At 69.7% G+C, this 12,374-nt stretch carries 14 protein-coding genes; 13 read left to right on the top strand and 1 reads right to left on the bottom strand.

Going from position 1 to position 12,374, the window contains the following annotated elements; genetic code table 11:
- Positions 1-338 precede the first annotated feature (338 nt).
- The 9 genes from HDA43_RS15745 (at position 339) to HDA43_RS15785 (ending at position 8,107) form a co-directional block, all read left to right on the top strand.
- Positions 339-1,304, top strand: a complete 966-nt coding sequence (locus HDA43_RS15745) for a sulfite exporter TauE/SafE family protein (protein WP_179821410.1) — start codon at positions 339-341, stop codon at positions 1,302-1,304.
- Positions 1,305-1,663: 359 nt separating this feature from the next.
- Positions 1,664-2,314, top strand: coding sequence for a DNA alkylation repair protein (locus HDA43_RS15750; protein ID WP_218912223.1), 651 nt, complete (start codon positions 1,664-1,666; stop codon positions 2,312-2,314).
- A 392-nt stretch (positions 2,315-2,706) separates the two neighbouring features.
- Entirely contained in the window at positions 2,707-3,378 is a 672-nt protein-coding gene (locus tag HDA43_RS15755) for a thermostable hemolysin (RefSeq protein ID WP_179821414.1), read from the top strand.
- Positions 3,379-3,502: 124 nt separating this feature from the next.
- On the top strand, positions 3,503-5,089 hold the full coding sequence (locus HDA43_RS15760) for an AMP-binding protein (protein ID WP_179821416.1): 1,587 nt from the start codon (positions 3,503-3,505) through the stop codon (positions 5,087-5,089).
- A gap of 3 nt (positions 5,090-5,092) precedes the next feature.
- The gene (locus HDA43_RS15765; RefSeq protein ID WP_179821419.1) at positions 5,093-6,049 is read left to right on the top strand and encodes a TauD/TfdA family dioxygenase; all 957 of its coding nucleotides are present in this window, start codon (positions 5,093-5,095) and stop codon (positions 6,047-6,049) included.
- Positions 6,049-6,771 (top strand): class I SAM-dependent methyltransferase, encoded by a 723-nt coding sequence (locus HDA43_RS15770; RefSeq protein ID WP_179821422.1) that lies wholly within the window; start codon positions 6,049-6,051, stop codon positions 6,769-6,771. The genes HDA43_RS15765 and HDA43_RS15770 overlap by 1 nt, the downstream gene beginning before the upstream one ends.
- Positions 6,772-7,191: 420 nt before the next feature.
- The gene (locus HDA43_RS15775; RefSeq protein ID WP_179821424.1) at positions 7,192-7,518 is read left to right on the top strand and encodes a DMT family transporter; all 327 of its coding nucleotides are present in this window, start codon (positions 7,192-7,194) and stop codon (positions 7,516-7,518) included.
- Between the two features lie 15 nt (positions 7,519-7,533).
- Entirely contained in the window at positions 7,534-7,710 is a 177-nt protein-coding gene (locus HDA43_RS15780; protein WP_179821426.1) for a hypothetical protein, read from the top strand.
- A gap of 184 nt (positions 7,711-7,894) precedes the next feature.
- On the top strand, positions 7,895-8,107 hold the full coding sequence (locus HDA43_RS15785) for a hypothetical protein (protein ID WP_179821428.1): 213 nt from the start codon (positions 7,895-7,897) through the stop codon (positions 8,105-8,107).
- Between the two features lie 82 nt (positions 8,108-8,189).
- Here HDA43_RS15785 and HDA43_RS15790 read toward each other — a convergent pair whose 3' ends face one another.
- Positions 8,190-9,245, bottom strand: a complete 1,056-nt coding sequence (locus tag HDA43_RS15790; RefSeq protein ID WP_218911738.1) for a sigma-70 family RNA polymerase sigma factor — start codon at positions 9,243-9,245, stop codon at positions 8,190-8,192.
- A gap of 75 nt (positions 9,246-9,320) precedes the next feature.
- Between HDA43_RS15790 and HDA43_RS15795 the strand changes: the two genes are divergently transcribed.
- From HDA43_RS15795 to HDA43_RS15810, 4 genes are all read left to right on the top strand, one after another.
- Complete coding sequence (locus HDA43_RS15795) at positions 9,321-9,680, top strand: VOC family protein (RefSeq protein ID WP_179821430.1); 360 nt, start codon at positions 9,321-9,323, stop codon at positions 9,678-9,680.
- A gap of 2 nt (positions 9,681-9,682) precedes the next feature.
- Complete coding sequence (locus HDA43_RS15800; RefSeq protein ID WP_179821432.1) at positions 9,683-10,348, top strand: maleylpyruvate isomerase family mycothiol-dependent enzyme; 666 nt, start codon at positions 9,683-9,685, stop codon at positions 10,346-10,348.
- Positions 10,349-10,692: 344 nt separating this feature from the next.
- Complete coding sequence (locus tag HDA43_RS15805) at positions 10,693-11,259, top strand: histidine phosphatase family protein (protein ID WP_179821434.1); 567 nt, start codon at positions 10,693-10,695, stop codon at positions 11,257-11,259.
- A gap of 49 nt (positions 11,260-11,308) precedes the next feature.
- Positions 11,309-11,563: a hypothetical protein gene (locus HDA43_RS15810; RefSeq protein WP_179821436.1), complete on the top strand. Its 255-nt coding sequence runs from the start codon at positions 11,309-11,311 to the stop codon at positions 11,561-11,563.
- Positions 11,564-12,374: the final 811 nt, after the last annotated feature.

Genomic DNA, 12,374 nt, shown 5'->3' on the forward strand with positions numbered 1-12,374 from the left:
AACCGGCCACAGTGGCCGGAGGCAGCGCCCGGTACGAAGCACGCGGCCGGCATCTCCCGCGAGATGCGAAGCCCGACGATCCTCGCGGCTGCCGGTGGCGTGTCGTCAGGACGGCCGATTCGGCTGGACTGCCGGCCTCTCGAGACCTGGATCCGCCGGTCATCTCCATGAGAGGTCGCCATGGGCCTGACGGAGCCGGTCGCAGGAAGAACATTCGTGAGGATCCGCGGCGCGCGGCGGAGGTGCGCCGGCCGTACGGGAGGTCCCCTCCGCGGAGGGGATCCGGGACCGGGGGACGGTGCCGCGGCGGCCACCGGCGTGACCCCCCGGGACCGATCATGACGTGGTCGGACACCGTCTTCCTCACGACCATGGGCGTCGCCTCGGGCGCGCTCAACACGGTCGTCGCCGGAGGGTCGCTGGTCAGCTTCCCCGTGCTGATCTGGCTGGGATATCCGCCGTTGCTGGCCAACATCATCAACGGCCTGGGCCTGCTGCCCGGAGGGATCTCCGGGGCGTACGGCTATCGCACCTGGCTGCCCAAGCAGCCGGCGCTCCTGGTGAAGATCATCGTGGTGGCGGTGGCCGGCGGCCTCGTGGGCAGCGTGCTCCTGCTCAGCCTCCCGGCCAGATACTTCGCGTCGGCCACGCCGGTGCTCATCCTCGCCGCCACGGCCCTGGCCGCGGCGCAACCGCTGATGAGCCGCCGTACCCGGCGGGAGTCCGGCGTCCCGGCCCGGGAGACCGTGTCCCAGCCCGCGTCCCGGCCCGCCTTGGTGCTCGTGCCGGCCGCCTCGGGGCCGTCTCCCGCCGGTGTGGGACCCGATCCGGCGGGAGACGGTCCGGCCGTCGAGGTCGTCGCGACCGCGGACACCGCGGTCGCCGACCCCGCGACCGCCGATCCGGACCGCCACGCCGCCACCGGCGAGTCGCACTCCAGCCGCCTTCGCCGCCTCGGGCCGTGGGCCATGATGCTGGCCGTCAGCGTCTACGGGGGCTACTGGGTGGTGGCTCTCGGCGTGCTGTTGTTCTCGGTGTTCAACGTGGCGTTCCCGCGCATGTCGCTCCAGCAGATCAACGCCCTCAAGATCCTCACCGCGACGACGATCAACGCCACGGGCACGGTGGTCTTCATCATGACCGGGCATCTGCTGCCGGTCTGGCAACCCGTTCTGCTGCTCGGCGCCGGCGCCCTTCTCGGCGGCTGGGTCGGTGCGGTGCTCGGCCGGCGAATGCGGGCCTCGTACCTGCGGACGCTCGTGATGGTCATAGGCCTGTTCTCGGCCATCTGGCTGCTCACCTGATGCCGCCGGTGGCGCGGAGCGGCGCGGCTCCCGTCACCGGCCACACCCCGCGCCGTGAGGGGCCCCCGGCAGTCCGCGACGCGGCCGGGGGCCGGCTCCGGTCCGCACGGACACGACCGATCACGGCCGGGCCGCGGACGCACAGACCGGCCGGACGGCCCCGCCGTGTGTGACAGGCGTCCGGATGCGGCCGGGGAAGGCCCCTCCCGACCTTATTCAGCCTTGTCTTATATAAGCCTTGGGTGAGACCGTTGACCCGGGGCACGCGCTCGATCCGGCGTAGGGCGGATCCCGCACGTGACGGACAGGAGAACGAGGTGGCCGAGACGACGCCGACCGGGACCACGGTGGCCGAGGTGATGGCCGAGCTGGCCGGGCTTGAGGACCCGAGGGCCCGCGAGGTGAACGAGAGGCACGGCGACGATCACGGTGTGAACCTCGGCAGGCTGCGCGCGCTCGCCAAGCGGCTGAAGACACAGCAGGAGCTCGCGCGCCGGCTCTGGGAGACGGGTGACACCGCGGCGAGGCTGCTGGCCCTCCTGATCTGCCGCCCGAAGGCGTTCGGGCGTGACGAGCTGGACGCCATGCTGCGTGAGGCGCGCACCCCCAAGGTGCACGACTGGCTCGTGAACTACGTGGTGAAGAAGAACCCGCACTCCGAGGAGCTGCGCCTGGCCTGGTCCACCGACCCGGATCCGGCGGTCGCGGCCGCCGGCTGGGCGCTGACCGCCGAACGCGTGTCGAGGAAGCCCGAGGGCCTCGACCTCGCGGGACTGCTCGACGTCATCGAGGCGGAGATGAAGGGCGCCCCGGATCGCCTGCAGTGGGCGATGAACACCTGCCTGGCCCAGATCGGGATCGAGCACGCCGGGCACCGCGCCCGTGCGATCGGCATCGGTGAGCGCCTGGGGGTGCTCAGGGACTACCCGACCTCCCCGGGCTGCACGTCTCCGTTCGCACCCGTCTGGATCACCGAGATGGTGCGCCGGCAGGGCGGCGAGGCGTCGTGAGCGGGCCCGCCGGCGGCGGCCCGGCCCACATGGCCTGACCGGCGGTCGTGGCCTGACCGGCACCGGTCGGCGAGGGGAAGGGCGCGGCCTCGCCGTGCGCCCTTCCGGCACCTGACAGCCCCGTACCGAGGACCCTCCGTACGGGGCTTCTTCTCGCCGCCGATCGTCTCCCGCGGACGTCCCTTCCCGCCCCTCACCTGCCCGTACAGAGATCGCCGCCACCCGCGGCACCGTCCGGTGCGGAGCCGTACGGCATGTCAAGCGCCGGTCTTTGGCAGAAAACTGCAGCCCCGGGCAGTTTGCTGCACCCGAAACTCCTGTTCCGGCGACCCGGGGTCACGCAGAGTTGGGCATACGCAAGCAGATAGGCACTTCGAGATGAGGATGAGGAAATGGCAACACCTGGCACCGCGTCCGACTCCTTGTCCGTATCCCTGCCGTCGCTGGAGGAGGTCCGGCCCGGCCCCGTGACCCCTCCGCTTCTCCGGACGGGGTTCGCCAGTCCCGGCACGCCGAACTACCGATTCTGCGTCGACAGCGTGAAGCGCAAGTACCTCGACCGGTACGGCGCCGTCGTCACCCCCGGCCCCGACCTGTTCGTCACCGCGTGGGACGGCGCCCGCGACTCGCCCACCTCCGGCCGCATCCTGGGCGTCGCGGGGCTCACCACCGCCGCCGGGCGCAGGCTGCTGTCGGAGAACTACCTCGACGTCCCGGTCGAGCGGGCCTGCGCCGACCTGGTTCCGGGGACCCACGTCGACCGCCGCCGGGTCGTGGAGATGGGCCCGATCGCGTCGTTCCACCCCGGCGCCGGCCTGTTCCTCATGCGCGCCCTTCCGGGGATCGCCCTCCACCTGGGATACGACTTCCTGCTGTCCACGCTGACCGAGAAGCTCCACGACGTGGCCAGGGTCGCGGGCTGGGAGTTCCACACCCTCACCAACGCCCGCCGCGCCGACCTCGCCGGGACCGGCGGCACGGACTGGGGCACCTACTACTCCGCGAAACCCCGCACGGGGATCCTCCGCTGCGGGCGGGACGTCGCCCCGCGGGCCGCCGGCTGACGGCGCTCCCTCCGGCAGGGATTTCAACCGGGCTTTCAACGGCACCGGGCTTTCCGACCGGGCTTTCAACGGCACCCGGCTTTTCAACGGCACCGAGATCTGAACGCATAGAAGGAGTCCGCTGATGCGTTGGCTTGACCATGCCCTCGACCGCCTCGGCTCACTGGAGAAGGTGGCCGTGGAGGAGATGAAGTCGTCCGCGCCGCCCCGCCCGTACACCTACGGGACCGTGCTCGGCGCGGCGATCCGCACCGGCGACGCGGTCGTCGCCGCGGCCGAGGGAAGGGACACCGGGACCAGCACGATCGGCCTGCTCACCGGCAACGGTGTGGAGGGGATCGTCGGCGACCTGGCCTGCCTGCTGACCGGCGTGCGGTCGGTGCCCATCCCGATCGCCTTCGGCCGGGACCAGGCCCGCCATCTGTTGTCGCACTCGATCGTCTGCCTGGTGGACGAGCAGGGACGCAAGCGCCTGGCGGAGTGGGGCGGCGAGGACAGGATCCTCCCCGAGGGGTGCGAGGTCATCACGATCGCGGTCGGGGAGGAGTACTCCCCGGAGGAGATCACCGCCAGGGTCCGGGCCGCGGCGACGCTGGACGAGTCCGCCATCTGCAAGATCGTCCACACGTCCGGCACGACCTCCACCCCGAAGGGCGTGATGCTCCGCCGTGGCGCGGTGGACGACCTGATCGACTCCGTCACCAGCCGGGTCGGCGTCGAGGCGTGGCAGCGCTACGTCTCCGTCGTGCCGACGAGCCTGCTGGTGGAGCAGGTCTTCGCCGTCTACCTGACCTTCCTCGCCGGCGGCACGGTCGTGTTCCTGCCCGAGGAGGCCAAGCCGCTGGGCACCGCCGGCGGTGACGTCGAGCAGGTCCGCGGGCTGCTCGCCGAAGCCCGGCCCACGGTGTCGCTGGTACCGCCGTCCCTCGTGGAGTCCATCGCGGCCCACGCCAGGACCATCCCGGACGCGACCACCCGCGAGCTGTCGCTGGCGGTGTACGGCCGGGAGGACCCGATGCTGCTGTTCAGCGGCGGTGCCCCGGTGTCCGACGAGGTCCTGCGCGTCATGTGGGACCGCGGCCTGCCGGTGTACGTCGCGTACGGCCTCAGCGAGAACGGCTCCGTCGCCACGCTCAACGGCCCCGGCCTCGTCCGTCTCGGCACGGTCGGCAAGCCCCTGCGGCACTGCGAGGTCAGGCGGTCCGACGCCGGCGAACTCCTCATCCGCAGCTCGTCCCTGCTCACCGGCTACCTCGGATCGGACGACCCGACCGCGCTCCCGCTGGACGCCGAGGGCTGGCTGCACACCGGCGACATCGCCGACATCGACGACGACGGCTACGTCACCATCACCGGCAGGCTCAAGAACATCATCATCACCTCCAACGGGCGCAACGTCAGCCCGGAATGGGTCGAGGCGCAGTACAAGAGCCGACCCGGCATCGAGGCCGCCGCCGTGTTCGGCGACAACATGGAGCGGCTGATCGCGGTCTTCGTCGTCAGCCGCGGCACCGACCCCGCCGCCGCGCTCGCCGACGTGCGCCACGTCAACGCCGAGGTCCTCTCGGAGATCGAACAGGTCGGCAGCGCCGCGTTCGTCGAGGCCGACGAGACGTTCTACGCCGAGTTCTTCACCGTCACCGGACGCCCTCGCCGTAAAGAGATCAAGGAAGCACTCACCACCGGCCGATTCGGCCTGACGGAGGTCTGAGAAATGCTGGGCAACTTCACCACCACCGACCACACCGACGGCAAGGGCCTGGTCGTCACCACCGCCGACCGCGCCGGACTCGACACCGTCGACCGCGTCGAGCTGATGACCGCGCTCGCCGAGCACGGCTACGTCCTCCTGCGCGGTTTCGACACCGACCCGGCCACCTTCTCCACGCTCATCCAGAGCGTCTCCTCGCGGATCACCCTGGACCCGGCGCGCAAGTTCGCCGGCGGCAACGTCGCGCAGAAGATCGAGGCGGGCCTGGTGCCGCAGGGCCTGCACGTGGAGAACGGCGCCACGCCGTGGGTGCCGGACCTGGTGTGGTTCTACTGCGAGACCCCGGCCAAGGTCGGCTCGCAGACCACCATCTGCGACGGGCTGCACGTGTGGGACCGGCTGCCGGCGCGTACCCAGGAGCTGTTCCTGTCCACCCGGATCACCTTCGCCAGGCCGATGCCCGAGGACAAGTGGAAGAACCTCGTCGTCCGCCTGCTCGACGGTGCCAAGACCGCCGACGAGGTCGTCTTCGACGACCTGCTCGCGGTGACCGACGACGGCGTCGACGTCAAGTACCGGCTGCGCCCCGACGGCTCCGTCCACTACAAGTACTTCACCTACGCCGCGCACACCACGCTGTTCGGCGGCGACATCGCGTTCACCAACAGCATCCTCACCCCGTCGGTCAACTACGAGCCCCCGGTGATCGAGTTCGAGGACGGCCGTCCGCTGGACGCCATGCTGATGCGCCAGATCATCGAGGCGACCGAGCTGGAGACCGAAGAGATCGACTGGCACGCGGGCGATGTCGCGCTGGTCGACAACAGCAGGCTCATGCACGGCAGGCGCAAGATCCGCGATCCTCTCCGCTCCCTCTACAACGCCCAGAGCTACGCCAGGGACGACGTCGTCGCCGCCGTCCGCGAGCGAGTGACCTCCGCCACCCGCAGGGCCGCCTGATGCGGACCCAGTACGACGAGATCGGCCGGTCCTACGAGCGGCTCAAGCGGGAGATGCCCCTGGCCAGGGGCCCCGAGCGGGCCACGGTCGAGTCGCTGACCGGCGCGGTGGCGGGCAGGTCCGTGCTGGACCTGGCCTGCGGAACCGGCTGGTACAGCAGGATCATCGCCCGCGCCGGCGCGGCCTCGGTGCTCGGGGTGGACATCTCCGAGGAGATGGTCGCCGTCGCCGAGCACACCGAGGCCCGCGAACCGCTCGGTATCGCCTACAAGGTCCACGACGCCCGGACGCTCGGGGTCGTCGGCAGGTTCGACCTGGTCAACGCGGTGTGGCTGCTGTGCTACGCCCGTGACCGGTCCGACCTCGCCGCCATGGCCCGCACCATCCACGACAACCTCGCCCCCGGAGGCGTGTACACCGGCCTGGAGATGAACCCGAACTTCGACTGGGACGGGCCCCTGGCCACCAAGTACGGCCTGACCCACCGGCCCGACGCGGACTTCCCCGGCGGAAAGGAGCTGACGGTCACCGCGCACGTGAACCCGCCCATCTCGTTCCAGGCCTGCTTCTGGGAGGAGGAGCCGGTGGTCACCGCCCTGCGCGACGCGGGGTTCCGCTCGGTGGAGATCGTTCCCCCCGTGCTTCCCGCCGACCCCGGCGACACGTTCTGGGACGACTTCCGTACCAACCCCGCCATCGTCGGCATCCGTGCGGTCAAGTAACGAAAGGAGTCCGTACGGCCAGAGAACGAAAAGCCGCGTGCTCAGGCCGCGGAAGGCGAGGCGGGCCCGTGCCGCCGTCCGGACGGCGGCACGGGCCCGCGAGCGCGTGACCGGCCAGCGGGGATCATGGGCCGTCACACCGACGACGCCTCCCAAGATCCATGGCGTGTATGTTTGGGCGAGTTCTCAGAGGGCGAATCCTGAACATCAGGACGAAAACCGCCCCCGAGGTCCGAGGTTCGTTGCGTTGATTTCTGGCGTTGATTCCGCGGCGGGATGCCGTGCGGCCACATCCTCCCCGGTACGGCCGACCGTGGACGGCCGGTGGACGACGCGGCCGCCGGACCTGACGCCGCCACGCGACGACCCGCACCGCCAGGTGCGCGCTCGGCCGGCCGCGCCGGTCCGGGAGGGATTCTGATGCCCTACGTGCTGCTCGGGCTGGCGATCGTCGCGGAGGTCACCGCCACGCTGGCGCTACGCGCCTCGTCGGGATTCTCCCGGCTCGGCCCCTCGGTGATCGTGGTGGTCGGATATCTCATCTCGTTCGCCCTGATGGCCAAGGTCCTCACCTCCCTGAACGTCGGGCCGGTGTACGCGATCTGGTCCGCGCTCGGCACCGTGGGCGCGTTCGCGGGCGGGGTGCTCCTGTTCGGGGAGCAGGTGCGCCCGATCACCATCATCGGTGCCGCGATCGTCGTCGCCGGGGTGGTCGTCATGAACCTCGGCGGCGGGGTGAGCCACTGACGAGCCGCGTCAGGCGTGCACGAATTCAACCCGACCGTCCGCGCCCTCGGTGAGACGTGGTACCAGCGCGACCGGCCGTTCGTGAGCGACGCCTCGAAGTTCACCGCCGCATTCGGCCCGTTCGCCGCGGCACCGCACACCGACGCCATCGCCGCCACCCTCGACTGGTACCGCGCCAACCCGACCCCGTAACCGGTCGGCGACCGTTCGCGTTCACCGATGGAAGAGCACCAAGGCGGACTCATGATCAAAGCCCAGATCGACCGGTGTGTGAGGGCGCCTGTTTAGAAGCACTCCGCGCCGCCGCCATCCGCCTCACAGGATGCACACTTGGATCATGCGCCGGCGGACGTTCCTCTTTTTCATCCCAGCGGTCATGAGCGCGCCGGCGGGGGCGCTCATGCCCCTGTCGTTGCCGGCGGGGTTCACTCTTTCGGTGCTCACGATGCTCACCGCTGTGGGCCTGGCCTTCCTGGCGCTGCGCCAGGCGAACGCGGAACATGACCGACGTGAGCGGGAGCAGGGAAACGCCCCCGGAGTCGCTCGTGGCGCCTGGGCGGCGGCGGGCCGGTGGTCGGCGAGGCACTGAGACACCGCGGGCGCGCCTACGGCGGAGAGACGGCGGTGTGCGGCCGACGCGGAACCCGGCCAACGCCCTGCGGCTCCCGGGGTCAGGGTAGCGAAGCGGGCAGCGCGAAGGCCGGGAAGTGGTCGGGACCAAGGAACGAGACGATCTGGCAGATGCGCGCGTCGCGGAACGCGAACACGGTGATCGACCAGGCGGCGTGCGATCCGGTAGCGTCGCCGCCGATGTAGAACGCCACGGCGGGCTGGCCGTTGGCGCTGGTCCGAAGAGACCGCCAGCTTGGGCATCTGGTCATGGGAACCTGCACGGCGAAGTCCGTGACGGCCGCCAGTCCCTGGTACCAGGTCGCCAGAGGCGGCATGGACCAGGTGACGTCCTCGGTCAGCAGCGGCACCAGGGCGCCGATGTCGCCATGTTCCAGCGCCGCCGCGAACGCGGCCACGAGCCGCTGGACCTTGGTGTCACCGATTTTCCGCAGCGCCTGCTGCTGACTCATGGAGGGGATCTTCTCTGTCACGAGCCTGCGGGCCCGCGCCAGGGCGGAGTTCACCGACGTGGCCGAGGTGCCCATCATGGAGGCGATCTCGGCGGCGGAGAACCCGAGAACGTCGAACAGCAGCAGCGCGGCCCGCTGGTTGCCCGGCAGGTGCTGCAGGGCGGCGACGAAGGCGAGTTCGACGGACTCGCGCTGCTCGTAACGCGCCTCAGGGACGGCCCGGCCGTCGGCGAGGCCCTGGTCGGGGTAGGGGCCCAGCCAGGCGACCTCGGTCAGCGGGGCGGCGTCGAGCACGGCGCGTTCGCTGGATGGACCGAGGTCGACGGGCAACGCCCGCTTGCCGCGGGAGTCGGCCAGGTCCAGGCAGGTACGGGTGGCCACGGTGTAGAGCCACGAACGCAACGAGCCACGTCCCTCGAACCGCGCGAGCCCCCGCCACGCGCGCAGCAGGGCATCCTGCAGGGCATCGTCGGCGTCGTGGCTCGATCCCAGCATGCGGTAGCAATGACCGTGCAACTCCTGGCGTAGCGGCCCTACCAGGCGGGCGAAAGCGGCGTCATCCCCCGCGCGAGCCCGGGCCAGGTCAGCGTCCTGAACACGCCGCATCGCCGGATCCGCCTGGAGCCCGGACGAATTTTCCCCCATGAGCGACGATTGTGCCCTACCGCGGCAGTCCTACCAGGCGAGGGCACATACCGGCCCATGTGAAGGAGGACTGCCATGACTTCGACCGGATCCCATCCCACGCCCGGATGGTTCGACATCTCCACTCCCGACGCTTCGCAGGCACGACGCTTCTACCAGGAGCTGTTCGGCTGGACGGTGAACGTCATCGACGAGACCTACACACTCATCGATGGTGACGGCGGCCGTCCGGCAGGCGGTATCGGCCAGGCCGGTCCCGGCAGCCCGTACACCGGGATCGTGGTCTACTTCACGGTCGACGACGTCGAGGCCGCGCTGGCGAGCGCGGAAAGCCTGGGTGGCAGCCGCGTCATGGAACCGGCACCGACGCCCCTGGGACGGATCGCGGTGTTCGCCGACCCCGACGGCAACCATGTCGGTCTGGTGAGCCACTGACCATGACCGACTCCGCACCCGAGCCGACGGCACACCACAAGACCGATATCTGGTCCCTGGTCCACACCGAGCGGGCGGCCCTGGCGGCCGACCTCGCGGACCTGACCGGCGAGCAATGGACCACACCGTCCCTGTGCACCGGGCTGACGGTGCGCGAGGTGCTGGCGCACATCGCCTCAGGGGCGAGCCTCACACCGGTACGGTGGATGACCGGCGTCATCCGCTGCCGCTTCGACTTCGACGCACAGGTGGCCATGCGACTGGCCGAGCAGCTGGGAGCGACCCCGGCCGAGACGCTCGCCGGGTTCCGCCGCATCGTGACCAGCACGACCAAGCCGCCCCTGCCCGTCATGGCGATGCTGGGCGAGACGGTCGTGCACGGAGAGGACATTCGACGGCCATTGGGCATCCGGCGCGACTATCCGATCGGGACGCTCACCCGGGTGGCCGACCACTACCGGCGCTCCGACCTGGTCGTCCTCGCCAAGGGCCGAATCCGCGGCCTGCGTCTCGTCGCCACCGACGGTCCCTTCACGACCGGCTCCGGCGCACCCGTGACCGGCCCCACACTGGCGCTGATCATGGCGATGACCGGACGCTCCGGCTACTGGGACGAGCTCGAAGGCGACGGTGTGGCGACCCTACGCGCCCGCGGCGAGGTCACATGACTCCTCGCTTCGGGCCTCGGCCCCTCCGACTCCGAACGGTTCGGACCGTACGTCCACGCATGAGCGCGTGACGGCCGAGCGTACGGCTCAGCGGCTGGAGTGGGCGGAACGCGAGGCTCGAAGACAGGACGCGGAGCTCGACGAGCCATAGTGGGGCCCAAATTCGCGCGCCGCGTGCGGGAACGGCCCCGAGCCGCTCGCGCGGCGCTTTCCGGCGCGAGGCCGTCACACTATCTCCTGCGACCACCGCATGATCTTCGTTTGTCAGCACAACAGTCGATGATCGCGGTGGTCGTATATGTTTCTCATCTGACCACCACAATGTCTTGTGGAGGAGGATGTCCATGCGTTGGCTGGACGTGCGCCGGCACAGCCTCACCAAGAAGGGCGCGATGCGTGGTCGAGGGTCCCATCTGTCGGCTGACGGGATCGCCCTGGCCCGTTTCATCGGTTCCGGAGTCGGCCCCTACGAGCGCGTCGTCACCGGTTCGTCCCCTCGGGCGGTCGAGACCGCCGTGGCGATGGGTTTCGCCGTCGACGACACCGTGGAGATGCCGTCGGGCTACGTATCCGAAGAGATCCCTCGGCATGCTCAGTGGGACTGGGCGGAGCCGTACCGGCAGATCGCGGACATCATCCGGAAGGGCCGCACCGCGGCGGCCGTGGCCGAGACCCACCGGGCGATCTGGGCGGAAACGGTGAACGGTGTCGCTGAGGGCGGATCGGCGCTGTTGGTCGGACACGGAGGGGCGATCGAACTGGCGTTGGTGGCGTGTTTGCCGGATGCTCCGCACGACACGTGGGGAACGCCGTTCGCACACTGCGACGGCGTACGCCTCGGCTTCACCGACGGTCACTTTGTCAGCGTCGAGTTCCACCGGGTGCGGCAGAGGCCTCCCCTGCCGAACTGAAGATCACTGAGTACGGCTGAAGCAGTAGACGCTGAATGGCTGATCGGGCATGCTTGCCATCCTGGTTCGGGAAACTGATAAAGGACTTGCGATGGCAGAAGGCCTCATCGTACTCGTGAGCTGGATGCTTTCTGCCGCGCTGTTGTTCGTCATCGTCTACTGGGCGGTGCGATTGGCGATTCGGCACGAGCGTCGAAGAGAACCGACGTTACATGAGCGCGTGACGGCCGAGCGTGCGGCTCAGCGGTTGGAGTGGGCGGAACGCGAGGCTCGAAGACAGGACGCGGAGCTCGACGAGCCATAGCGGCGCCCGAACTCGCGCGCCGCGTGCGGGAACGGCCCCAGGCCGCTCGCGCGACGCTTTCCCTGACCCCGATGACCTCGCCCGTGAGGCGCTCGGAAAGCGCTCGGAAAGCACTCGGGCACTCAACGGGCACGAGAGCCGGACGAGGCCGGACGAAGATCGAAGCCCAGGTGAGGCGACCGCGCCCGACCTGGGCTTCCTCCTGTCGAGAGGGGGGCGGAGCCTAGGAGGTTCGAACTCCTGACATCCTGCTTGCAAACGGGAGCCAGCCACGAGGTGGGAGGCTCCGCGCCCTGGTCACGTGGTAGATACGAGCCGGTGACGTATGATCGCGTGAGGCGACGTTGCTGTATCCCGCTGCTGTACACATCCCCCGGCCGATGGCCCGCTCCGCCATCCGATGGCAAGGGACCCGTACCGCAGGGCCGCCAGGCCCGAGGAACGGAAACCCCGCGGCAGCCAAAAGAGCACCGCATCAGGAGAGCGGTAACTGTGTGGTCGGCTTATTCCGGCTGACCTGCACGAATGCTTAGCACAGGCAATATCGCTTGCAAGACCATCTCGTACCTGTCCCGTAGTTGGTCGCCGGGCCAGTCCTTATGAGTGTGTCTCATATAGACACCACGCTACTGACCGGCCTCCACCTCACTACGCGGCATTGGATCGCGTAGCGACGTCGTAGACGCCCTTGAGCCACCAAGGCGCGGACAGCTGTACGACCCGCTACCGAGGTTGATATTCTCGATAGCGGACCACGCCTCGACTATCTCCTACCCACCGAAGCGGAGCACTTCATAGCCCTTTAAGAGGC

The organism is Streptosporangium sandarakinum, from assembly GCF_013409935.1.
Taxonomy (GTDB): Bacteria; Actinomycetota; Actinomycetes; order Streptosporangiales; family Streptosporangiaceae; genus Streptosporangium; species Streptosporangium nondiastaticum.